A 22,139-nucleotide genomic window follows, 5' to 3' on the forward strand; every position below is an offset into this window, starting at 1 on the left:
ATGACCATCGACACCAGACCGCTGATCCTGGTGGTCGCGACGGGGATGCGGCACTACCGCGAGTACCTGCTGCGCTCCATCGCCACCGAGTACCGCGTCCACCTCATGGTGACCGCCGAGCCCGGCTGGGAGCGGGAGTACGTCACCGGCTGGACCGTCGTCGCCGACCTGGCCGACGGCCCCGCGATGGCGGCCGCCGCCCTGGAGCTCGCCGCCCGCGAGCCCGTGCACGGGGTGCTGTGCTGGGACGAGGCCACGATCCTGGCCGCCTCGCACGTCTCGGCGGCCCTCGGCCTGCCGGGCGGCGACCCCGAGATGGTGCGCCGCTGCCGCGACAAGCACCTCACCCGCGTCGCGCTCGACGCGCTCGGCGTCCCGCAGCCCAGATCGCTGGCCGTCTCCACGCTCGACGAGGCCCTGCGCGCCGCCGAGACGGTCGGCTACCCGGCCATCCTCAAGCCGCGCGGCCTCGGCGGCAGCCTGGGCGTCATCAGGGTCGAGGACCCCGCGGAGCTGGCCGAGCGGTTCGCCTTCGTCCACGACCTGAAGGTCCCCGGCGGGGCGACGTTCGAGGTGCCCGTCCTGGTCGAGGAGTTCGCCGACGGTCCCGAGGTCAGCGTCGACGCCGTCGTCCAGGGCGGCGTGGTGACCCCGCTCTTCCTCGGCAGGAAGGTCCTCGGCTACGAGCCCTACTGCGAGGAGATAGGCCACTTCGTCGACGCCCAGGACGAGCTCCTGCAGGATCCCGGGTTCTGCCGCGTCCTGCAGGACACGCACACCGCGCTCGGGTTCACCGACGGCTTCACCCACACCGAGGTCAAGCTCTCCTCCAGGGGACTGCGCGTCATCGAGGTGAACGCGCGCCTGGGCGGGGACATGATCCCCTACCTCGGGATGCTCACCACCGGGATCGACCCCGGCCTGGCCGCCGCCGCGGTGGCCTGCGGCCGTACCCCCGACCTCGCCCCCGAGCGCAAGCTCGTCGGCGGCGTGCGCTTCTTCTACGTCGCCGAGGACGACACCACGATCGAGTCGATCGCGTTCGACGAGACCGGCCTGCCCCCGGAGATCGACCGGGTCGTCCCGGTGGTCGCCGCGGGCGCGACCGTCTCACCACCGCCCAAGGGCACCCTGTGGGGGCGTATCGCCTACGCCACCGCGCTATCCCCGACCGTCGACGAGTGCCGGGCCGCGCTGGACGCGGCCGAGGCGAACCTGAAGGTGAAGGCAGCCACATGACCGCCGTTATCGAGAACGAGAGCAACCTGTCCTCGACACCCCCGGACAAGCCGGACGACGGGGTGTTCGCCACCCTGAGGGAGTCCCCGCGCGCGGTCAAGGCGCTGCTCTTCGGAGGCTTCATCAGCAGGCTGGCCGCGTTCATCCAGATCTACCTGGTGCTGTTCCTGACCGACCGGGGCTTCTCCGCCACCCAGGCGGGGCTCGCGCTGGGCGTGTACGGGGCCGGCGCGGTGGTGGGCTCGCTGGCCGGAGGGTCGCTCTCCGACCGGCTCGGCGCCCGGACGGTCACCCTGATCAGCATGGGCGGCTCGGCCCTCCTGATCGTGTCCATCCTCTACGCCCCGTCCTACGCCATGATCCTGGCCGCCGTCTTCATGGTCAGCACGGTCGGCCAGTTCTACCGGCCGGCGGCCCAGACGATGCTCACCGAGCTGACACCGCGACACCGGGTCGTGATGATCACGGCGATGTACCGGCTCGGCCTGAACCTCGGCATGACCGCCGCCCCGCTGATCGGCGCCGCGCTGCTCGCCGTCTCCTACAACGCGCTCTTCTGGGGCGAGGCCGCCGCGGCACTGATCTTCGGCGGCATCGTGATGTTCGCGCTGCCCCGGCGCGCCCCGCGCGCCGCGCGCGCCGCGGCCAGGCAGGCGGAGGCGTCGGAGGCGTCGGCGGCGTCTTCATCGGAAGGCCGCTCCGGCTACCTCGCGGTGCTCGCCGACTGGCGCTACAGCGTCTACCTGGTCGCGATGCTGCTCACCTCCATCGTCTACTGCCAGTACACGGCCACCCTCCCGCTCGACATCTCCGCCGCCGGCATCAGCCTGTGGTGGTACGGCGCTGCCGTGTCGCTGAACGGCCTGATCGTCATCACCTGCGAGCTGGCGATGACGAAGGTCGTGCAGAAGTGGCCGATCCGGCTGACCGCGCTGCTCGGCCTCGGGCTCGTCTCGGTCGGCTACGCCATCTACGCGATCTCCCCGCTGCCGATCTGGTTCATGCTCGGCACCCTGGTCTGGACGCTCTCGGAGATCATCGGCGGGCCCACCACGTTCGCCTACCCCGCCCTGGCGGGTCCCGAGCGGCTCCGCGGGCGCTACATCGGCGCCATGCAGAGCGTCTTCGGGCTCGGCACCGCGATCGGGCCGGTCATCGGAACCCTGGTGTGGTTCCAGGTGGGGCGCTCGGTGTGGCTGTGGGCGGCCCTGGTCTCCGCGATCGCGACCGTGGCGGGCCTGATCGGCATGCGGGACCCGAACAAGGCCGACGAGTCGCGGACCGCGACCGCCTCGGCGACATGAACGGAGGAGTGCCATGATCAGAATCGCCGTCGTGGGCGGCGGGATCGCCGGGGCCATGCTGGCCTGGCGGCTGTGCGAGGTCGTCAGGGGGAGCGCCGTCCACCTGTACACCGGAGAGCCGCACAGGAGGGCCGACGCCAGCGCCGCCTCCGGAGGCCTGACCAGGGCCTTCGAGCCCGACCCCGCCCTGTGCCTGGAGGCCGCCGACAGCCTGGCCGAGCTCCACTCGAACCGGGAGCTGCGCGAGTGGGCCTCCTACCGGGAGACCGGCTCGGTGTACCTGCTGCCCGGCCTCGGACCGGGCACCGAGGGCCTGGTCGAGCTGGTACGCAGCCGCCTGCCCGGCTCGATCTCCCTGGTCAGCGGCGCGGAGCTCAGCACCCGCGGCACGTTCCGCGAGCTGCCGGAGGGGAGCGTGGCCGTCGTCGAGAAGCGCGCCGGATACCTCTCCCCGAACGCCTTCCGCGACCGGCTCCTGGTCGAGCTCGCCAGGTCGGGCGCCTTCGTCACCGAGGGGCAGGTGGACGGCATCACCGCCGAGGCCGAGGTCCGGCCGGCCGAGGGCGGTCCGGCCAGGTTCGACGCCGTCGTGGTGGCCGCCGGGGCGTGGACCCAGGGACTTCTCGCCCGTACGGGCCTGACGGACGCGGGGCTGCGCACCAAGGTGATCCAGTACGTGCTCGGTCCCTCGGCGGGGAAGAATCCCGACGCGTTCGTGGACGAGACGTCGGGGCTGTACGGCAGGTCCTACGCCGAAGGACGGGTCCTGCTCGGGCTGCCCACCGACAGATGGGACATCACCCCTGGACCCACGCCGACCGACCCGGTGCTCACCAGCAGGATCCTCGACGTCGCCGAGGCCAGGATCGGATACCGGCCATCCGGCGGGACGGTCAGGGCCGTCACCGCGGTCGAGTGCTACCACCCCACGGGAGGGCTGTCGCTGCGTCCCCTGGCCAAGGGCGTCTACACCTTCACCGGGGGGAGCGGCGGCGCGGGCAAGACCGTGCTCGCCGCGAGCCGCACGGCCGCGCGAAGCCTGGTCAGGTCGCTGCGATGAGCGCGGGGACGCGACCCGTCCGGGTCGCGTCCCGGTGACCGTCGCCGGTCGCGAACGCCGCCGTGCGGAGGGAGCCCGGCCGGGTCGTCCGTCCCCGCGGCCGTGAAGGCGGAGCCCGGCGACCGGTCAGGTCGCCGCGGTGAACGCCAGGTAGCAGTAGTCGTCCAGCATCTTCGCCAGCGGGCGCCCGGGGCGGCCCAGCCGCGCCGCCAGCTCCCGCTCGCCGACACCCGCCTCCTCCAGCAGGCGCCGCGCCCACTCCCGGCCCAGCCGCAGGTGCGCGCGGTAGGCGTCCGGCGTACGGGACCCGTGCAGGGCGTCGGCGATGGCCGCGTCCCAGGGCATCAGCGCCGCCGGGCGCAGGGCGTGCAGCATCTTGGTCGCGGCGGTCGGCCCCAGGGAGCGGGGCCTGGCCCCGGGGGCCGCGCGCATCGCCGACAGGTCCGCGTAGCACTCGCCCAGCACGTCGATCTCCGCGTCGTCCAGCGCCGCGAGCGTGGCGTCCCGGCCGGGGAGGCGCTCCCGCCAGCGGTCCCACCAGGCCGCGGTCTCCGTGCCGAAGACGTCGGGCTCGCCGTCGCGCGGATAGCGCAGCCGGCACCCCCACGCGTTCAACCAGGTCAGCAGGGCCCGGCGATGGGCGGCGAGTGCGGGGTCGACCCACGGGCCGGTCGCCAGCAGCAGCCGCTCCCACGACCTGTCGGCCGCGCCGTAGCGGGCGAACTCGCCGACCGCCGCGCGCAGGCGTTCCAGATCGGGCCCCCGGCCGGGGGGCGTCACGGGCGCCGTCACGGGCGCCGACCGGTCAGGGGCGGCCGGTTCCGGCCCCGCATGAGCGTGGCCAGCAGCCGCTCGGTGCGCTCGCTCGGCTCCACGTCGAGGTCGGTGCGCAACCGGTGGCGGCACACCTCGTACCAGCTCAGGACGCGGCCGAGCTCGCCGAGCTCGCCGTGCATCATCATCAGGGTCTGGTAGGTGGTCTCGTGGTGGGGATCGACGTCGAGGGCCCTGCGGCACCAGTGCATCGCGGCCGGCCAGTCCTCGCGCTCCAGCGCCTCGGTGCGCAGCGCGGACAGGGCGCGCAGCGCGGTCCCGCGCATCCACTGCCGCTGCTCGTTGATCCAGTCGCCGGTCTCGCCGGAGAGGAAGTCCCCGACGTACAGGTCGGCGGTCCGCTGGAACCACGCGATCGCGGTGTCGTGGTCCTTGGCCACCCACGCGCTCCGGCCCCGGTCGAAGGCGCGCTGGAACTCCTCGATGTCCACCCACGCGCTGTTCGTCCGCAGCACGTACCCGTGGTCCTGGTGGAGCAGGGTGAAGCCGTCCCTGTCCTCGAACTCGTTGAGCACCCGCCGCACGCCGTGCACGGCGACCTTGAGCGAGCTGGAGCGGTGGTCCTCACGCTCCGGCCACAGCACCTCGCGCAGCCGGTCCCCGTGGACGAACCGCTCACGGTTGACCAGCAGGTACTGGAACAAGGCCCTCGACTTGCCGGCCCGCCAGTGCGAGACGGCCCGCCCGTCGACCTCCAGGCGGAAGTTGCTCAGGCATCGGGCGATGACCGAGGGCGTGCCCTCGTCCCGCCCGGGGTCGCAGGGGCCGGCTTTCGCCAATTGTTGAACGGGCATGTTCGCTTCCCTTGGAAGGACGGACTCCGCCGCTCGCGGACTCACCCGCGGACGCCGAAGCACGTCGAGTACGAGTGTGGCGCCAGCACGACCTGGACGTGATACGGCATGCGCTCGTCGTGCATCCGGAACATGACCGTGATCTCCGGGTAGGAGGTGGTCATGCCGAGCCCGGCGAAATAGTGGTCGGTGGCGAGGACGAGACGATAGAGCCCGCGCTCCATGAATTCGTCCGTCCATTCTTTGACGTTTCCATCGGTGTCGGTCTCGCCCTCGGAGACCGGCTCCCAGCCGGTGCCCGAGGCGCGCTCCAGGCGAGCTCGGACACCGGCCGCGGACCGGCCGTAAACGCCGTCAAGTGCCTGCGTGGCGATGCTCATGTGAGGTTACCCATCTGCTGGTCGGGGCCGCGTGACCCTTATCGCGCGGCCTCGGTCCCATCAGGTTCCAGGGGAGGGCTATCCGTCCGCTATCCATCGGCTACCCGAGCCTATTCTTTCGTGCCGGACGGCTCGGATGCCGGATCAGAAGGGATCGGATAAGGGGCGGATAGGGGGGCTATTTACGTTTTGAAGCAGACAGGCGGACAGCAGTGAACGGCCTGCGAGACACGAAGAAGAGGTACAGGAAATGCGGGAATTCGCGAGCTTCACCACCCTCCGGATCATCGTCTCCGCCGTCGCGGTCCTCGGGTGCCTCGGTCTCGCCGCCGTCGTCCCCTCGGTCGCCGACGGGGCTCCGACGACCACCGTGCTCGCCAGCAACACCCCCTGGGGCTGAACTGCACCCCCGCCCGGAGAGGTCGCCGGCGGCGGGGGTTCGCCGAAGCGGTCGGAGCCGTCCAAGCTCCGGCCGCTTCTTCATGTCTCAAACCCGCCCGTTAGTCGCAAATCGGGCCAGACCTTTACAAACCCCACTGGTTCTCCCACCAGCGACGTTGTATGATCCCGGGCAGACCACGTTTCATGCATATAAATTGCCCACCGTGATCGCTGGGTTATATGTCCAGAGATCAAGGAGGGTGGGGTTGAGTCTATTGTTGCCTGGTTTTAAGGCAGCGTTTAGATCCCTGATGTCTCTCTTACACCGACCGTGCGGTGAATTTCTGGACAGGCCGCGACTCTGTAAGGAGATTCGGTGGAGTATCGGATCCTCGGCCCCCTGGAGGTCGTCGCCGGCGCCCGGCGCCTGGATCTGGGCGCACCTCGGCAACAGGTCGTCCTCTCCTGCCTCCTGCTGGAGGCCAACCGGATGGTCACCATCGGGCGGCTGACAGACGCGATCTACGGTGAGGACCTCCCCAGCACCTCGCGCGCGCAGGTGCAGATCTGCATCTCCTCGCTGCGGCGGCTGTTCGCCGCCAACGGCGGGCCCGACGTCATCGCGACCCACTCCCAGGGATACACGTTGCGGGTCGCCGAGGGGGAGCTCGACTCCCACACCTTCGAGAGCCTGCTGAACCAGGCCCGCCAGGCTCGCGAGGGCCACCGTCCGGAGGACGCCGTCAGGCACTACCGGGACGCGCTCGCCCTCTGGCGGGGACCCGCCCTCGACGGCCAGGAGAGCCGGCTCGTGCAGGGGGCGGTCGGCAGGCTGAGCGAGCGCCGGATCACCGCGAACGAGGACTGCGTCGAGCTCGAGCTGGAACTGGGCAGGCACCACGAGCTGGTGGGCGAGCTCAGCGAGCTCGTCGAGGAACACCCGCTCAGGGAACGGCTGCGCGGCCAGCTGATGATCGCGCTCTACCGCTCGGGACGCCAGGCCGAGGCGCTGACGGTCTATCGCCGTGCCCGCCAGACGATGATCGACGAGCTGGGCATCGAACCCAACGAGAGCCTCCAGCAGCTCGAGTACGCCATCCTCACCTCCGACGAGAGCCTCGACCCGCCGGGCCGGCAGCAACAGCACCAGCATCAGCCCCAGCGCCACGCGGAGACGCAGGAGGAGCCGACCGCCCGGCGGACGGTCCCCCGCCTGCTTCCCACCGACATCGCCGACTTCACCGGCCGGATCAAGCTGGTCGAGGCGATCCGCCGCCAGCTCACGTTCGCCGCGGAGGACCGGCAGCGGCTCGCCGTCCCCGTCATCGCCGTCGTCGGCAAGCCGGGCATCGGCAAGTCCACGATCGCGGTGCACGTCTCGCACAGTGTCGCCGGACGCTACGAGGACGGCCAGCTCTTCGCCGACCTGCACGGAGGGGAGTCCCATCCGGTCGGCTCCGGGCAGGTGCTCGAACGGTTCCTGCGCGCCCTGGGCGTGCCGGGCAACGCGATACCCGACGGGGTGGACGAGCGGGCGGAGATGTACCGCGGGCTGCTCTCCGGGCGCAAGATGCTGATCGTCCTGGACGACGCCAGGAGCGAGAGCCAGGTGCTGCCCCTGCTGCCCGGCAATCCCGAGGCCGCGGTGATAATCACCAGCCGCAGCCGGCTCGCGGGCCTGCCGGGCGCGGCCCATCTCGACGTCGGCCTCTTCGACTCCAGGCAGTCGGTGGACCTGCTCGCCCGCATCGCCGGCGTCGAGCGGGTGCAGGCCGAGCGGGAGTCGGCGGCCGAGCTGGCGGACCTCTGCGGCCATCTGCCGCTGGCGCTGCGCATCGCGGGCGCCAGGCTCGCCGCCCGCCCGCACTGGACGATCGACCAGCTCGTGGGACGGCTGGAGGACGAGACCCGCAGGCTCGACGAGCTCAAACACGGCGACCTGGGCATCAGGGCGAGCATCTCCCTGACGTACGAGAGCGTCAGCGAGGACGCGCGCCGCCTGTTCCGGCGCCTGGCCATCCTGGAGTCCCGGCACTTCTCCGGCTGGGTCGCCGCCGCGCTGCTCGACTGCCATCCCTCCGACGCGCAGGACCTGCTCGACGACCTGGCCGACAGCCAGCTGGTCGAGACGACCGACGCCGGGTACGGCGTGCACAGCCAGTACCGCTTCCACGACCTGATCCACGTGTTCGCCCGCGAGCGCCTCGCCGGCGAGGAGGCGGTCGCCGACCGCAACGCCGCGCTGGAGAGGGTGCTCGGCGGCCTGCTCTTCCTGACCGGCGAGGCGCACCGCCGCGAGTACGGCGGAGACTACGTGCAGGTCCACAGTGACGCGCCGCGCTGGCCGCTGCCCGGGCGGCTGGTCGAGCAACTGGTGATGGCCCCCCTTCCCTGGTACGAGCGCGAGCGGCTGACGCTGGTCTCGGGCATCCGCCAGGCGGCGCAGGCCGGGTTCGTCGAGCTGTGCTGGGACCTCGCGATCAGCGCGGTCACCCTGTTCGAGTCGAGGATCTACTTCGACGACTGGCGGGAGACCCACCAGGTCGCCCTGGCCGCCGCCCGGCAGGCAGGCGACCGCCGGGGGCAGGCGGCGATGCTCTACTCGATCGGCTCGCTGTACATCGCCGAGCAGCGCTTCGGGGACGCGCGGCGCGACTTCGAGTCGGCGGCCGAGCTGTTCGAGGAGGCCGGGGACGACCTGGGGGTGGCCCTCGTCATCCGCAACATCGCCTTCCTGGACCGGATGAGCGGACGGCTCGACGACGCGGTGGAACGTTATGACCGCGCGCTGGGCATCTTCCGCGGCACCGGCGACCAGGTCGCCTCCGCCTACGTGCTCCACAGCATGGCCCAGATCAGGCTCGACTGCGACGAGCTCGACGAGGCCAAGCGTCTGCTGGGCGAGGCACTGGAACTCAGCAGGGTCGGCGGCAGCCGCCGGGTGGAGGCGCAGGTCCTGCACCGGCTGGGCGAGACCTACCTCAGGTCGGAGGAGTTCGCGTCGGCGGCCGATGTCTTCGAGCAGACGCTCACGACCGTGCGCAACATCGGCGACCCGACCGGCGAGGCGTACGCCCTGCACGGCCTGGGCGTCACGCGGCTGCGCCAGGGGGACCTCCAGGAGGCCGAGCTCACCCTCCAGAACGCCCTGGAGGTGGCGACCACCGCGGGGGAGAGGCTCGCCGAGGCCAGGGTCGTGCTCGCGCTCGGCGAGCTGGCGCTCGCCGTCGACCAGACCGAACAGGCCATCGGCCGCTTCCACCAGGCCCTCGGCCTGTTCCACAAGATCGACGCGCCGCTCCACCAGATGCGCGTCCTGGTCATGCTCAGCGCGGCGTACACCACCGTCGGTGAGGCAGAGGCGGCGCTGAGCGTCTCGGAGGAGGCCCTCGAACTGGCCGGCACGATGCCCCCCGCGATCGCCGCCCGGGTACGCGCCCAGCTGGAGCCTCCTCCGCCACCCGCCCTGGAACAACCGCGAGGACGGGCGGGGAAGGTCCCGGCGTCCTGAGGACCGGATGGTCCGGGGAGGTCCGGGAGCCGGACCTCCCCGAGCGGTCGTCGCCGGCCGTGCCACCGGTCGCGGGGCCGCCGGTGCTCAGCAGATGCGGCGCAGGGCCTCCGCGAGACTGGACAGGCCCACCGGTCCCAGCTCCAGCGCGGCGGTGTGCCAGGCACGCAGGTCGAAGGCGTCACCCAGGCGCAGCCTGGCCTCCTCGCGGGCCTGCACCCACGCCCGTTCGCCCAGCTTGTAGGAGATGGCCTGGGAGGGCCAGCCGAAGTAGCGCACCACCTCGGCCTCGACCCGGTGCGGCTCGCAGCGGCCCTGCTCGCGCAGCACTTCGCAGGCCTTCTCGAAGGTCCACGCCGAGCCGTCGGGCAGCGGCAGGTCGAGGTGGACACCCAGGTCGATGACCACCCGGGCGGCACGCAGGGCCGACCAGTTGAGCATGCCCAGCCGGGTGCCCGGGTCGGTGAACCAGCCCAGCTCGTCGGCGAGCCGCTCGGCGTACAGGCCCCACCCCTCGCCGTGACCGTCCACCCAGGAGACCTTGGCGAACCTGGACAGGGTGTCCCCGGCCGTGCGCATCGCGCCGAACTGCAGGTGGTGGCCGGGCACCCCCTCGTGGAAGATCGTCGTCAGCTCGCTCCAGGTGGCGAAGCGGGTCCGCCCCCCGACCGGCCACAGGGTGCGGCCCGGCCGCGACAGGTCCTCGCTGGGCGCGTTGTAGGAGGCCGCGCCGGACGTGGAGCTCACGTCGACCTCGGCCACGATGAGCCGCAGCGGCTCGGGGATGTCGAAGTGCGTGCCGTTCAGCTGCTCGACCGCCCGGTCGTGACGCTCCTGCAGCCACGCCTGGTACTCCTCCAGGGAGCCGACCGCCTGGGTCTCGTTGAGGATCGCGGTCGCCTCCTCGATGGTCGCGCCCGGCTTGATCCGCTCGACCTCGGCTGCAGTCTCGGCCCCGATGCGCTCCAGCTCCGCCCAGCCCCACTTGTACGCCTCGCGCAGGTCGATGTCGGCGCCCAGGCTGATCCTGGCGGCGACCGCGTAGCGCTCGGGGCCCACCGCGTCGGTCTCGCTCGCCCGGGGCGCGTACTCCTCGCGCAGGTAGCGCCCCGCGAAGGCGTAGGCGTCGTGGGCCGCCGAGGCCGCCTTGAGCAGCTCCTCCCTGACCGGGCCCTCGCCGTAGGTGGCGACGAAGGCGTCGTGCGCCGGGGGAGTCCCGCCGGCGCCGGCGAACTGGTCGGCCTGGTCCGCCATGGCCAGCGCCTGCCTGCGGGCACCCCGCAGGCCCATCTCCAGACCGGCCTCCAGGCTCTCCCGCCACCCGGCGAGCATCTCCGGGATCGCCGCCAGGCGGGCGGCGACGTCACGCCACTCGTCGTCGTTGCCGTGGGGGAGGAGGACGACGCTGGAGCGCACCCGGTAGGGCAGCCCGTACGGCGCCGCCACCCAGCGGAGCGGTTCGCCCGTGTCGTGCCAGGCGAGCTCGGCCTCCAGCCGCTCCCGCAGATGGGTGGCCGCCCTGACGTCCGGCTCGCCGGTCGGGACCAGCTCGTCGAGACGCTTCAGGGTCGAACGGATCAGCTCGGCCCGGGCGGCGCTCCCGGCCGGGCTGTGGTCGGTGGCGGCCACGAAGTCGGACACGATGCCCTCGGCACCTGCCGCGATCGGGTCGAGCGCCGCCCAGCGGGTGACGTACTCGTCGCAAAGCGCAAAGATCGGAGTGCTCATGTCCGGACCGTAGGACGGCCCGGCATCCACCCCCTATCCCTTCGCTATCCGGTCTCCCTGACGTCCGGGAACCCGGCGCCGCGAGGGGCACGCCCGCACCCGGGGAGAACTCGCCCGCACTCGAGGAGGGCCCGCCCCTGCGGAGCCCGAGCCCGAGCCGGGACCCGAGCCGGAGGCCGGTGGTCAGGCCGGGGTGTCTCCCGCGACCCTGCGCGACTCCTCGGCCGCCCAGGTGAACACGCCCCTGGCCATCAGCGACGCCTCAGACTCCGCCCTGGCGGCGAACACCTCGGCCCGCACCCCGTGCAGTGCCGTGTCGTCCGGTGCGGCCTGCACGGCCATCTCGGCCAGGTGCCCCGCCAGCCGCTGGTCTCCCGCGGCCAGCGCCTCCAGCGCGGCGTCGCCCAGCCTCGCGGCGCCTCCGGCCAGCTTCGCCACCGCCGCGGCCAGCGTGGCCTCGGGCGCGGGCTTGAGGTGGGCCGGGTTGCCGTCGTACCAGCCGCCGTAAAGCCGCCAGATGTTGCGCACCACGAACTCCGGCTCGTCGTAGTGCGGGCGCAGGTAGGGCCGCTCCGCCAGCCGCGCGGGAGGCCGCACGGCACGCACGATGTCGTCCAGCCTGGCGCCCTCGTTGAGCATCCCCAGGGTGCGCTCGACCATGAACTCCAGCCACTCGGCCGTCTCGGTCAGCGCCTGCTCGACCCGGTCGGCGCCGAAGATCGGGGCGCCGTGGCCGGGCAGCATGATCTCCGGCCGCAGCTCGGCCATCCTGCGCAGCGCGATCGCCCACTCGCGCGGGTGGCGCTGCGCCTTCTGCGGGTTGCCGCAGTTGGGGGTCACCCAGATGAACAGGTCGCCCGGCAGCAGGATGCGCTGCGAGGGCACCCAGCCGACGCTGGCGTCGTCGGTCTCGCCCTTGGCGTGGAAGAGGTCGACGTGGCCGAGTGACATCACGTCGCGGTAGGCCACGTCGGGGTGGCGGTACTCGGTGGGCCAGGTCAGGCCGGGAGCCTGGAACTGCCGCCGGTTCACGATGGCGTTGTAGCCGTTGGTCAGCACGTAGCGCTCGAAGCGGACGGCGACCGCCTCGTGCCCCACCACCGTCGGCCGGGGCCGTCGCGCCGTGTCGGCCTCGGCGTCGAACGGGCCGACGCCCGAGACGTGGTCGATGTGGCCGTGGGAGTAGACCGCGGCGGTCACCGGGTCGTCGGTCCAGGCCCGCAGCTCGGTGTGGAGCCGGTCCGCGTCGAAGGGGTTGCCCGTGTCGAAGAGGGTCACCTCCCCGCCGTGCCGCAGCGCGATCACGTTGCCGAAGCCGCTGCGGAAGCCCACGCCGTCGACGATCTCCACGAAACCCTGCCCGGCGAGGCCGGTGTGCACGATGCTGTCGGGGGCCTCGCCCCGCCACACGGTGTCGGCGTACTCGGTGATGTTCATGGGAGGTCAGCCCTTCCTCGACGTCTTCCGCCGCGCTCCGGCCGGTGCCCGCGCCCGGGTGAACCGGCGGGCGGATACCGCGTGTTCCGCCGTCCGGGATCGATGTGGTCTTTGGAGAACAGGCCCATTCCAACCGAGCGGCACCGTATATGTCACCATCCGCGGGTGATCCAACCTGAGGTGAGCGCATCCCGCGGGCGACCCCCGGCTCACGGGCCGGTCGGGTACCAGTAGCGGGTCGCCGGGGTCGCCGAGGCGGCGTCCGATGGCCTGTTCGACCCGCCGCAGGTGCGGGTCCACCTCCGCGTCCAGCTCGGGCGGGGTCGTCTCCCGCTCCAGGTAGAAGCGGCAGGTCTCGGTGGTGATGGTGAAGCCCGGCGGCACGGGCAGCCCCAGCCGGGTCATCTCGGCCGGGTTGGCCCTCTTGCCGCCGAGCAGGTCCTTCATGTCCATGTCCATGTCGCCGTCGGCGAAGTCGTACACGTAGTTCGTGCGCATCGCGGGTGGCCTCCATCCGGTGGGGGTGGTGTCGCGGCCGGGCCCGGGGCCCGGCCGCCGGTACGGGGCGGGCGCCCTCGGGGACGCCGGCGGTGGCCAGCACGGCGAGCTGAGGATGCTTCTCCGGCCTGGCGGGACAGGCGTGGGTGGACTGGCTGTTCATGGTCGGTCTGCTGGGCATCGGCCTGGCTCTCGTGCTCGGCGTCGGCCTGCGGATCGCCGCGGTGGCCGGCGGCCTGCTGCTGGTCCTGATGTGGGCGGCCGAACTGCCGCTGACCACCAACCCGTTCATGGACGACCACATCGTCTACGCCGTCGTGCTGGCCGGCCTCGCGCTGGCCGACGCGGGCACCACGCTCGGGCTCGGCAACCTGCCCATCGTCCGGCGCACCCCGTACCTGAGGTGACCCGACGCGTCGACGCCCGCCCGCGCAGGGGCGGGCGTCGACGCGTTCCCCTTTCCCGCGGACACCTCGGCCCGGCGCCCCCGGCGGGCGCTCCGCCCCGGGGCCGAGGTGATCGAGCAGGTCATTCGGGGGCATCCGGCAGAAGTCCCGCGTGAGACGCCGGCGGGCGCGGACCTGCCGGTGCCGGCCTCCACCGGGCACGGCGGCTTCGCCGGTCCGGTGCCGGGCTCGGTCGGCCAGGCCATGCCGCACCACGCCACCTGCCCCCTGGCCGTCGTGCGCGTGCCTCACCGGTGACCCAAGGCTCCGGGAACTCGGGACCTATGGCCCTTCGGCAACTCGCGGGCGCGGCGTGTGATGGAGGAAAACAAGGAGGAATCATGACTCACGTGATCGTCGTGGGGGCTGACGGCTCGGCCGCGGGGACCGCCGCCGTGGAATGGGCCGCCGACGACGCCGCCCGAGCCGACCGGCCGCTGCGCATCGTCTACGCGGTCGATCGCTGGCCGTACCAGATCTCCAAGTTCCCCAACCCGGTCATGGGCGACGTGCTGGAGCGTGGCGCCCGGCGCGTGCTGGCCGAGGCCGAGGAGGTCGCGCGCAAGCGGCAGCCCGGCATCGAGGTGACCACCGAGCCGATCGAGGGCACCGCGGTGTCGGTGCTGCGTGCTCAGGCCGAGCACGCCGACGAGCTCGTCGTCGGCGCCCGGGGTCTGGGCGGTTTCGCCGGAGCGGTCATGGGCTCGGTGAGCGTCCACGTCGCCGGGCACGCGCACGGCGCCGTGGTCGTCGTGCGGGCCGGGCAGCAGAGCGTTCACGGTCAGATCGTCGTCGGTGTCGACGACTCCCCGGCCTGCGAGCCGGCCCTGGCCTACGCCTTCGCGCAGGCCGCGCTGCGCGGCGCCACCGTGCGCGCCATCCACGCCTGGCAGGCCCCGGTGCACGTCTACGCGCCGGAGATCACCTACGACCTCGACGAGGTCGGCCAGGCCCACCAGCAGGCCGCCGCCGACAGGCTGCGCGGCCGGCAGGAGCGCCACCCCCAGGTGAGGGTGGTCCACGAGGTCGTCTGCGCGCACCCGGTGGACGCCCTCACCCGCGCCTCGGCCGAGGCCGACCTGGTCGTGGTGGGCTCCCACGGCCGGGGTGCCGTCAGCTCGGCGATACTCGGCTCGGTGAGCCGGGCCGTGCTGCTGCACGCCGGCAGCGCCGTCGCCGTCGTGCGCTCCACGACCGATTGATGCGCAAGAGCTACGGGACCGTCCAGGCGCTGGACGAGGTCGGCTTCACCGTGGCCGAGGGCGAGGTGTGGGCCGAACGGCGCGGGCAAGACCACCGCTGTGGAGATCCTGGAAGGACACAGGGGACGCGACGGCGGTTCGGTCTCGGTTCTCGGCTTCGATCCGGCCACCGGTGGCCGCCCCTACCGCGAACGCATCGGCATCGTGCTGCAGGAGGCCGGGTCCGAAGAGGAGTTCAGCGTCGCCGAACCGGTGCGGATGTTCGCCGGGTTCTCCCCCCACCCGCAGGTCCCCGACGAGGTCATCGAGCAGGCCGGGCTCAAGGACAAGCGCGACGACGGCCGCAGCCGCGGCCGTCACCGTGATGAAGGGAAAGACATGGACGTCATCGAAATGATCGACAAGGTTCGCGACTCCGCCACCGTCACCCGCGTCTTCGGCGAGCCGATCACGCGGGACGGGGTGACCGTCATCCCCGTGGCCCGCGTCGGCGGGGGCGGCGGGGGAGGTGGCGGCAGGCAGGAGGGCGGCGAGAAGCCGGGCGAGGGCTCCGGTGGCGGGTTCGGCGCGAGCGCGACCGCGGCGGGGGTCTTCGTCGTCAAGGACGGCGAGGTCCGCTGGCAGCCCGCGATCGACTACAACAAGATCATCCTGGGTGGGCAGGTCGTGGCCGTCGCCGCGCTCCTCACCCTGCGGGCGTTCGCGCGCCTGCGTGCCCGCCGCTCCTGATCGTCGATTCGCCGCCGGGCAGCGCCGCGCCGATCGGCGCGGCGCCGCCCGGCGGCCCGCCGGTGGCCGGCGTGCCGTTCTCCCCCCGGGAGCACGAAGCGGCTCGACGTCGGTACCACCGCCTGCCACGACCTCGTCCCCGACGCGTGGACCCTTCCCGGACACCTGCTTGCGGCGCCGCCGAGCCGGCTTCCCGGAGAGTGCCGCTTGCTCGATGAAGAGAGCTCCTCCTCCGCCGCGGTCGGGACCTAAGCCGGCGAGGCCGGTGACGTTCGCCGCTGCCGCGCCCGCCGCACAGGCGGGAGTGTGCAGGCAGAACCCGAGGAGGAAACCATGTCAATCGAAGTCAAGGACGTCATGGGTCACGTGGCCATCGCGGTGGACCAGGACGCGACGTTCAGCGAGATCGTGCGGGCGATGGGCCGCTACGCCGTGGGCACGGTCACCGTCATCGACGCCGACCGACGGGCCGGCCTGGTTCGCGGCTGCAAGGAGGAGGGCACCACCGCGCCGTTCGACGTGGCCATGCTCAACGACATCGACCGCTACCACCTGGTGATGGACGTCGTCGACCGGGTCCCCGGGCTGGCCGGGCGCTCGGCGCACCTGCGCCAGCACATGGCCGACGCCCGCCTGCGCGCCCGCGCCCACACCCGCGAGCACGGCGAGGACCCGGCAGAGATCCGCGACTGGGCGTGGCCGTAATCGTCGTGAGCATCGGCTCCTCGACGGTCGAGTACCGACGGCTCGCGCACGATGCCGGAGCCGCACGTGCCACCTGCCTGATCAGCAGCCGGTACTGAAGCCCGTGTTCCAGCGGCGCGCCGAAGACGCCCGCGATCGGATGACCTCTACCCGCCGGACCGCCGGGGCGGGTGGAGGTCACGATCATCGCGGAGCGGCGTGCTCCCGATCTCATGGCCGACAACCCGGGAAACAGCAAACCCCAGGCCGCTGGCCTGGGGAAACTGTGGTGGACGATACAGGGATTGAACCTGTGACCCCTTCCGTGTCAGGGAAGTGCTCTCCCGCTGAGCTAATCGTCCGCATGGGGAAGGACCAGAGGTGGAGACGGGATTTGAACCCGTGTAGACGGCTTTGCAGGCCGTTGCCTCGCCTCTCGGCCACTCCACCGGAGTGAGAGCCCGAAGACCCTTCGAGCGGAAGACGGGATTCGAACCCGCGACCCTCACCTTGGCAAGGTGATGCTCTACCACTGAGCCACTTCCGCGTGTTTCCCCCGGGTTTCCCACCCGGTGGCGACGAGAGAACTCTAGCGGGTTTTCCCGGCGGTTGCGTAACCGTGCGTTCAGCCGGCGGACCCACTGGCCGCCCGCGCGGACCCGCCCGCGGCCGTCCGTGCGGAGGGTCCGGCCAGGTGATCGTTCAGCCGTCCTGCTCGGGTGGGCGGCGCAGCTGGCGGGCGACGACGCGCTCCACGGCGGGCAGGGTGAGGAAGATCTCCAGGATGCGGGTGAGGCGGTGCACCTCGATGCGGTGGAAGGCGGGACCGTCGGCGCGGGCCAGCAGGAAGGTCAGGGCCAGCGGGGGCAGCGGGGCGGCGATCACGTGCAGGCCGGAGTCGAGGGTGAAGGCCGCCGGGCGGATGGGCGTCTCGTCGGGGAAGGGCACCTGCTCGGGGGCGCGCCAGCTGGAGTGGACGAGCGTGCGGGGGCTCTTCTCGGTCGCCGCCGCCGCCCAGTCGGCGCTGAACAGTACGGGCATGGAGTCGAGCAGGGTGGCCAGGGCGCGGTCGCCCGCGGTGGTGATGTACTTGAGGATCTCCAGCTCCGGGTAGGTTCCCGGCGCCTCGCGCGTGCCCCAGACGCCCTCGATCGTCACCCCGGGCACGCTCTCCAGCCCCTCGACCAGGCTCTCCCTGGGAGCGGAGTCGGGCCAGTAGACGGTGATGTCGTCCAGCGCCCGGCCCTCGCCGCGGTCGAGGACGACCACCTGGGTGATGTCCGCGCCCGCGACACCGAGGACACGGGTCACCTTCCCCAGGGAGCCCGGCTGGTCGGGCAGTGCGATCCGCAGTCGCAGTAGCATCCGCGGCCTCCCGTGTCACGTTGATCTACGCCAGAGACACCATACCCAGCGATGATTCGTCCTGCTCGTCGCGGTGCGGTAGAAAAGCCAGGTGGAGTCGTTGAAGCTGGGATCGCTGGAGGTATGGCCGCCGGTCGTCCTCGCCCCGATGGCCGGGATCACCAACGCGCCGTTCCGTACCCTGTGCCGGGAGCAGGGCGGCGGCTTGTTCGTCTGCGAGATGATCACGACGCGGGCGCTGGTGGAGCGCAATCCCAAGACCTTCAAGATGATCAGGTTCGAGCCCGAGGAGAACCCCCGCAGCATCCAGCTGTACGGGATCGACCCGGTGACCGTCGGCAGGGCCGTCCGCATGATCGCCGAGGAGGACCTGGCCGACCACGTCGACCTCAACTTCGGCTGCCCGGTGCCCAAGGTCACCCGCAAGGGCGGCGGCTCCGCGCTGCCGTACAAGCGGAACCTGTTCCGGGCGATCCTGCGCGAGGCCGTGCGCAACGCGGGGACGCTGCCGGTGACCGTGAAGATGCGCAAGGGCATCGACGACGACCACCTGACCTACCTGGACGCCGGGCGGATCGCCGTCGAGGAGGGCGTCTCCGCGATCGCGCTGCACGGCCGCACCGCGATCCAGCACTACGGCGGCACCGCCGACTGGGAGGCGATCGCGCGGCTCAAGGAGAGCGTGACGGAGATCCCGGTGCTGGGAAACGGCGACATCTGGAGCGCCGCCGACGCGCGCCGCATGATGGACGAGACCGGGTGCGACGGGGTCGTCGTGGGCCGGGGCTGCCTGGGGCGCCCGTGGCTGTTCGCGGACCTGGCGGCCATGTGCGAGGGCGGCGACGAGCGGAGCCGTCCCCTGCTGGGCGAGGTCGCCGCGACCATGGACCGGCACGCCACCCTGATGGCCGAGTGCTTCGAGAGCGAGCGGCACGCGGTGGTCGACTTCCGCAAGCACGTCGGCTGGTATCTCAAGGGCTTCACCGTCGGCGCCGAGCTCCGCCGCCGCCTGGCCACCGCGGAGAGCCTGGCCGTCCTGCGGGAAGGGCTCGCCGAGCTCGACGCCGCCCAGCCGTGGCCCGACGGCGTGGACACCCCCCGGGGCAAGACCAACCCGCGCGACCGCGTCCACCTGCCCGCCGGATGGCTGGACGACCCCTACGATCTCGCGGTTCCCAGCGCGGACGCCGAGAACGACACCTCGGGCGGCTGACGGCACCGGGGCGGCCGCTCTCGGCCGCTCGGTTCTCGGTCTTTCTCTCTGGACATTTCACTCTCTTCGTACGTTCCGTGCGGCCCGATGCCTTCCGCACGGCAGGTGTGACGCGAATGTGACCGCGCCCTGACGGACGGGCGTCAGTGATCTATGTAATGTGCGGTCAAAGGTCGCGGCTCACACGTGGAGACGGCGGTTTGACAGGCACCACATCGGCGGGATCGGCGGGATCGGCGGGCGACACGACAACGGGCGCCGCGTCGGCGGACGAGTTGATCGCGGAGTTCGACGCGGAACGGCCCGCCCGGCGGCTGTCGGGCTGGGTGGCCGGGGCCGTCACGCTGGTCGCCCTCGGGCTGTCGCTGTACGTCCTGTACCGGGCCTTCCGGCCCGCCTCCGTGCTCCCGTACCGGATGATCTTCCTCGCGGTCGTGCTGCCGCTCACCTTCGTCTGTTACAAGCCGGGGCGGCGGGGCACCGACCGGCCGGGCGTCGTGGACTGGGTTCTGGCCCTGCTCGCGCTGGTGGCCTGCCTCTACCCGCTGGTGGTCTTCGACGACTTCATCCGGCGCGCCTTCGAGCCGACGGCACTCGACGTGGCGGCCGGGGCGGTCATCGTGCTGCTGGTCCTGGAGGCCTGCCGCCGCACCGTCGGATGGATACTGCCCGCGTTCTGCGTCGCGTTCGCCCTCTACGCCTACTACGGCGGCTACCTGCCCTTCGACTGGGTCATCGGGCACCGCGGCTACGACATCGACCGGATCGTCGTCTCGTTCGTGATGGGCACCGACGGCGTGTACGGGGTGCCGCTCGACGTCGCGGCCACCTACATCATCCTGTTCACCGTCTACGGAGCGGTCCTCGACCACTCCGGGGCGGGGAAGTTCTTCGTGGACGTCTCCCTGGCCGCGTTCCGCCGCTCGCGCTCCGCGCCGGGCCGTACGGTCACCCTCGCCGGGTTCCTGCTCGGCACGGTGAGCGGCTCCGGCGTCGCGACGACGGTGAGCGTCGGCAGCGTCGCCTGGCCGATCCTGCGCAGGGCGGGATACCCGCCCGAGCAGGGCGGGGGAGTGCTCGCCGCGGCGGGCATCGGGGCGATCCTGTCGCCTCCCACGCTCGGCGCGGCGGCGTTCATCATCGCCGAGTACATGCGGGTCAGCTACCTCACGGTGCTGCTCTACGCCACCGTCCCCACGATCCTGTACTACCTGGGCATCTTCCTCGCCATCGAGATCGACGCCCGTACATACGGGACGCGGGCCGTCGAGGTGGACGCGCCGAGGTTCTGGCCGCTGGTCAGGCGGTTCGGCTACCACTTCAGCTCGCTCTTCGTGATCGTCGTCCTGATGGCGCTGGGCCAGTCGCCGTTCCGCGCCGTGGTGTACGCCACGCTGCTGGCGGCCGCGCTCTCCTTCCTCGACAGGGAGCACGCCCTCACCCCGCGCAGGGCGGCGAGGGCCCTGGCGGCGGGGACGACCGGGGTGCTGCCGGTCGCGGCGACCTGCGCCGCCGCCGGGCTCATCGTCGCCGTCGTCACGCTCACCGGTCTCGGCCTCAAGGCGAGCTCGCTGATCGTCGGGGCCTCGGGCGGGATCCTGGCCGTCACCGCGCTGCTGTGCGCGGTCGCGGTGCTCGTGCTCGGCCTCGCCGTGCCGGTGACCGCGTCGTTCGTCATCGCGGCGGTCATCATCGGGCCCGCGCTGACGGATCTCGGCGTCAGCCAGGCCGAGGCGTACATGTTCATCTTCTACTACGCCGTGCTGTCGGAGGTCAGCCCGCCCACGGCGCTGTCGGCCTTCGCGGCGTCGGCCATCACCGGTGGCAACGCCTACCGGACCATGATGGCGACCTGGAAGTACACGCTTCCCGCGTTCCTGGTGCCGTTCGCCTTCGTGCTGACCCCCGGCGGAGCCGGGCTGCTGGCCCAGGGCACGATCGGGGAGATCCTGGCGGCCACCGGGGTCTCGGCGCTCGCGGTCGCCGCGCTGGCCGCCGCCACCGGCGGGCGGCTGCTCGGCCGGGCCGGGCCCGTCGAGCGGGTGCTGTGCGCGGTGGCGGCGGTGCTGCTGCTGTTCCTGTCGCCGCTGCCCGTCCTCGCCGGGGCGGGTCTCCTGATCGTGGCCGTCTCCCTCCATCTGGTGATGCGCAAACGAGAGGCAGTTCATTGACCGTCAAACGCGTGGCCGTCCTGCTGGCGGCGGGAGTCCTGTTCCTCGCCGGGTGCGGCGGCGACCGGTCGGCCGAGCAGGGCGCGGGCCAGAGCGGCGCCGCGGGCAAGCGGCTGTCGATCGCCACCGGTAACACCACCGGCGTCTACTACGTCCTCGGCGGGGGGCTGGCCGACCAGATCGGCAAGAACCTCCCCGGCTACCAGGCCACGGCCGAGGCGACCGGCGCCTCGGTGGAGAACATCCAGCGGGTCGTCAGGGGCGACTCCGACATCGCCTTCACCCTGGCCGACTCCGCCGCCGACGCCGTCGCGGGCAAGGGCGCGTTCACCGCGCCCCAGCCGATCCGCGCCGTCGCCCGCCTGTACGACAACTACACCCAGGTGGTCGCCACCGCCGGCTCCGGGGTGAAGTCCGTCGCCGACCTCAAGGGCAAGCGGGTCTCCACCGGCTCGCCCAACTCCGGCACCGAGGTGATCGCGCTGCGCCTGCTGAAGGCCGCCGGTCTCGACCCGGACAAGGACGTCACCCGGCAGTCACTGGGCCTGCCCGAGAGCGTGCAGGCCGTCAAGGACGGCGACCTCGACGCGCTGGTCTGGTCGGGCGGGCTGCCCACACCGGGCCTCACCGACCTGCTGACCTCGCTCAAGGACAAGGTCGTCTTCGTCCCGCTGGACGGGGTGCTGCCCGCGATGCAGGCCGAGCACGGCCAGGTGTACGCCGCGGGCACGATCGCCAAGGACGTCTACGAGACCCCGGCCGACGTGTCCACGATCTCGGTGCCCAACCTGCTCGTCGTGAGCGAGAAGATGGACCCCGCCCTGGCCGGGAGCCTGACGAAGCTGCTCTTCGACCGCAAGGCGGATCTGGAGAAGGTCCACCCCGCGGCCAAGGACATCACCCGCGACAACGCCCAGAAGACCGAGCCGGTGCCCCTGCACGACGGTGCGAAGAAGTACTACGGCTGACGGGTTCCCGGTTTCCCGGTTCCCCACGGCCTCCGGGGGCGGAGCCAGGGGAGAGACGACCCGAGGAGGCGGTGCGGCCGGCCCGGGGCGGGCCTCGCGCGTCGCCCGGCGCCGCGTGCGGTGCGTGCCGTGTCGTGCCGTGCGCGGCGTCCGTGAGCTCCAAGTTTGCCTCCCGTCTCGGGCGGGGGCCGTGTC

At 72.1% G+C, this 22,139-nt stretch carries 16 protein-coding genes, 3 tRNA genes and 4 pseudogenes; 13 read left to right on the forward strand and 10 right to left on the reverse strand.

Annotation, left to right across the window (positions count from 1 at the left end):
- From ACTOQ3_RS06610 to ACTOQ3_RS06620, 3 genes are read left to right on the forward strand one after another with little or no spacing between them, the layout of a single operon-like run.
- A complete protein-coding gene (locus ACTOQ3_RS06610) occupies positions 1 to 1,239 on the forward strand; it encodes an ATP-grasp domain-containing protein (protein WP_440082518.1) in 1,239 nt (412 codons plus the stop codon).
- Positions 1,236 to 2,543 carry an MFS transporter gene (locus ACTOQ3_RS06615; RefSeq protein ID WP_440082519.1) on the forward strand — a complete coding sequence of 436 codons (1,308 nt, stop codon included), beginning with the start codon at positions 1,236 to 1,238 and terminating at the stop codon, positions 2,541 to 2,543. Before ACTOQ3_RS06610 ends, ACTOQ3_RS06615 begins: the two co-directional genes overlap by 4 nt.
- 13 nt (positions 2,544 to 2,556) lie before the next feature.
- Positions 2,557 to 3,603: an FAD-dependent oxidoreductase gene (locus ACTOQ3_RS06620; protein WP_440082520.1), complete on the forward strand. Its 1,047-nt coding sequence runs from the start codon at positions 2,557 to 2,559 to the stop codon at positions 3,601 to 3,603.
- 126 nt (positions 3,604 to 3,729) lie between these two features.
- Here the strand turns inward: ACTOQ3_RS06620 and ACTOQ3_RS06625 are convergent, their stop codons facing one another.
- From ACTOQ3_RS06625 to ACTOQ3_RS06635, 3 genes are read right to left on the reverse strand one after another with little or no spacing between them, the layout of a single operon-like run.
- Entirely contained in the window at positions 3,730 to 4,395 is a 666-nt protein-coding gene (locus ACTOQ3_RS06625; protein WP_440082521.1) for a hypothetical protein, read from the reverse strand.
- On the reverse strand, positions 4,392 to 5,231 hold the full coding sequence (locus tag ACTOQ3_RS06630; protein ID WP_440082522.1) for an AfsR/SARP family transcriptional regulator: 840 nt from the start codon (positions 5,229 to 5,231) through the stop codon (positions 4,392 to 4,394). Before ACTOQ3_RS06630 ends, ACTOQ3_RS06625 begins: the two co-directional genes overlap by 4 nt.
- A gap of 41 nt (positions 5,232 to 5,272) precedes the next feature.
- Positions 5,273 to 5,611: a hydroxyisourate hydrolase gene (locus ACTOQ3_RS06635; RefSeq protein ID WP_440082523.1), complete on the reverse strand. Its 339-nt coding sequence runs from the start codon at positions 5,609 to 5,611 to the stop codon at positions 5,273 to 5,275.
- A gap of 250 nt (positions 5,612 to 5,861) precedes the next feature.
- Here ACTOQ3_RS06635 and ACTOQ3_RS06640 point away from each other — a divergent pair, with 250 nt between their 5' ends.
- Positions 5,862 to 6,011 (forward strand): hypothetical protein, encoded by a 150-nt coding sequence (locus ACTOQ3_RS06640; protein ID WP_440082524.1) that lies wholly within the window; start codon positions 5,862 to 5,864, stop codon positions 6,009 to 6,011.
- A 357-nt stretch (positions 6,012 to 6,368) separates the two neighbouring features.
- A complete protein-coding gene (locus ACTOQ3_RS06645; protein WP_440082525.1) occupies positions 6,369 to 9,503 on the forward strand; it encodes an AfsR/SARP family transcriptional regulator in 3,135 nt (1,044 codons plus the stop codon).
- Between the two features lie 87 nt (positions 9,504 to 9,590).
- On the opposite strand, the gene ACTOQ3_RS06650 is transcribed toward ACTOQ3_RS06645, so the two are convergent.
- The 3 genes and pseudogenes from ACTOQ3_RS06650 to ACTOQ3_RS06660 all read right to left on the reverse strand — a co-directional run.
- Positions 9,591 to 11,231 carry a DUF885 domain-containing protein gene (locus tag ACTOQ3_RS06650; protein ID WP_440082526.1) on the reverse strand — a complete coding sequence of 547 codons (1,641 nt, stop codon included), beginning with the start codon at positions 11,229 to 11,231 and terminating at the stop codon, positions 9,591 to 9,593.
- A gap of 183 nt (positions 11,232 to 11,414) precedes the next feature.
- Complete coding sequence (locus tag ACTOQ3_RS06655) at positions 11,415 to 12,668, reverse strand: alkyl sulfatase dimerization domain-containing protein (protein ID WP_440082527.1); 1,254 nt, start codon at positions 12,666 to 12,668, stop codon at positions 11,415 to 11,417.
- 189 nt (positions 12,669 to 12,857) lie between these two features.
- Positions 12,858 to 13,166, reverse strand: a pseudogene (locus tag ACTOQ3_RS06660) (PEP/pyruvate-binding domain-containing protein); the annotation flags it as partial.
- A 113-nt stretch (positions 13,167 to 13,279) separates the two neighbouring features.
- Between ACTOQ3_RS06660 and ACTOQ3_RS06665 the strand changes: the two are divergent.
- The 5 genes and pseudogenes from ACTOQ3_RS06665 to ACTOQ3_RS06685 all read left to right on the forward strand — a co-directional run.
- A pseudogene (locus ACTOQ3_RS06665) lies at positions 13,280 to 13,573 on the forward strand (hypothetical protein); the annotation flags it as partial.
- Between the two features lie 96 nt (positions 13,574 to 13,669).
- Positions 13,670 to 13,870 (forward strand): annotated as a pseudogene (locus ACTOQ3_RS06670) (universal stress protein); the annotation flags it as partial.
- A gap of 83 nt (positions 13,871 to 13,953) precedes the next feature.
- Positions 13,954 to 14,814 (forward strand): universal stress protein, encoded by an 861-nt coding sequence (locus ACTOQ3_RS06675; protein WP_440082528.1) that lies wholly within the window; start codon positions 13,954 to 13,956, stop codon positions 14,812 to 14,814.
- A gap of 99 nt (positions 14,815 to 14,913) precedes the next feature.
- Positions 14,914 to 15,543 (forward strand): spore germination protein GerW family protein, encoded by a 630-nt coding sequence (locus ACTOQ3_RS06680; RefSeq protein ID WP_440082529.1) that lies wholly within the window; start codon positions 14,914 to 14,916, stop codon positions 15,541 to 15,543.
- A gap of 477 nt (positions 15,544 to 16,020) precedes the next feature.
- Positions 16,021 to 16,248: pseudogene (locus tag ACTOQ3_RS06685) on the forward strand (hypothetical protein); the annotation flags it as partial.
- A 266-nt stretch (positions 16,249 to 16,514) separates the two neighbouring features.
- Here ACTOQ3_RS06685 and ACTOQ3_RS06690 read toward each other — a convergent pair.
- The 4 genes from ACTOQ3_RS06690 to ACTOQ3_RS06705 all read right to left on the reverse strand — a co-directional run bounded on the left by ACTOQ3_RS06690 (position 16,515) and on the right by ACTOQ3_RS06705 (position 17,592).
- Positions 16,515 to 16,589 (reverse strand) — tRNA-Val (locus tag ACTOQ3_RS06690).
- 17 nt (positions 16,590 to 16,606) lie between these two features.
- Positions 16,607 to 16,677, reverse strand: a tRNA-Cys gene (locus tag ACTOQ3_RS06695).
- Between the two features lie 25 nt (positions 16,678 to 16,702).
- Positions 16,703 to 16,774, reverse strand: a tRNA-Gly gene (locus ACTOQ3_RS06700).
- Positions 16,775 to 16,929: 155 nt separating this feature from the next.
- The gene (locus ACTOQ3_RS06705; protein ID WP_440082530.1) at positions 16,930 to 17,592 is read right to left on the reverse strand and encodes an amino acid-binding protein; all 663 of its coding nucleotides are present in this window, start codon (positions 17,590 to 17,592) and stop codon (positions 16,930 to 16,932) included.
- 91 nt (positions 17,593 to 17,683) lie between these two features.
- Here ACTOQ3_RS06705 and dusB point away from each other — a divergent pair, with 91 nt between their 5' ends.
- The 3 genes from dusB (at position 17,684) to ACTOQ3_RS06720 (ending at position 21,944) form a co-directional block, all read left to right on the forward strand.
- Positions 17,684 to 18,805: a tRNA dihydrouridine synthase DusB gene (dusB, locus tag ACTOQ3_RS06710; protein ID WP_440082531.1), complete on the forward strand. Its 1,122-nt coding sequence runs from the start codon at positions 17,684 to 17,686 to the stop codon at positions 18,803 to 18,805.
- Positions 18,806 to 19,005: 200 nt separating this feature from the next.
- The gene (locus ACTOQ3_RS06715) at positions 19,006 to 20,976 is read left to right on the forward strand and encodes a TRAP transporter permease (RefSeq protein ID WP_440082532.1); all 1,971 of its coding nucleotides are present in this window, start codon (positions 19,006 to 19,008) and stop codon (positions 20,974 to 20,976) included.
- On the forward strand, positions 20,973 to 21,944 hold the full coding sequence (locus tag ACTOQ3_RS06720) for a TAXI family TRAP transporter solute-binding subunit (protein WP_440082533.1): 972 nt from the start codon (positions 20,973 to 20,975) through the stop codon (positions 21,942 to 21,944). Before ACTOQ3_RS06715 ends, ACTOQ3_RS06720 begins: the two co-directional genes overlap by 4 nt.
- Positions 21,945 to 22,139: the final 195 nt, after the last annotated feature.

This window comes from Streptosporangium sp. LJ11 (assembly GCF_051918945.1).
Lineage (GTDB): Bacteria > Actinomycetota > Actinomycetes > Streptosporangiales > Streptosporangiaceae > Streptosporangium.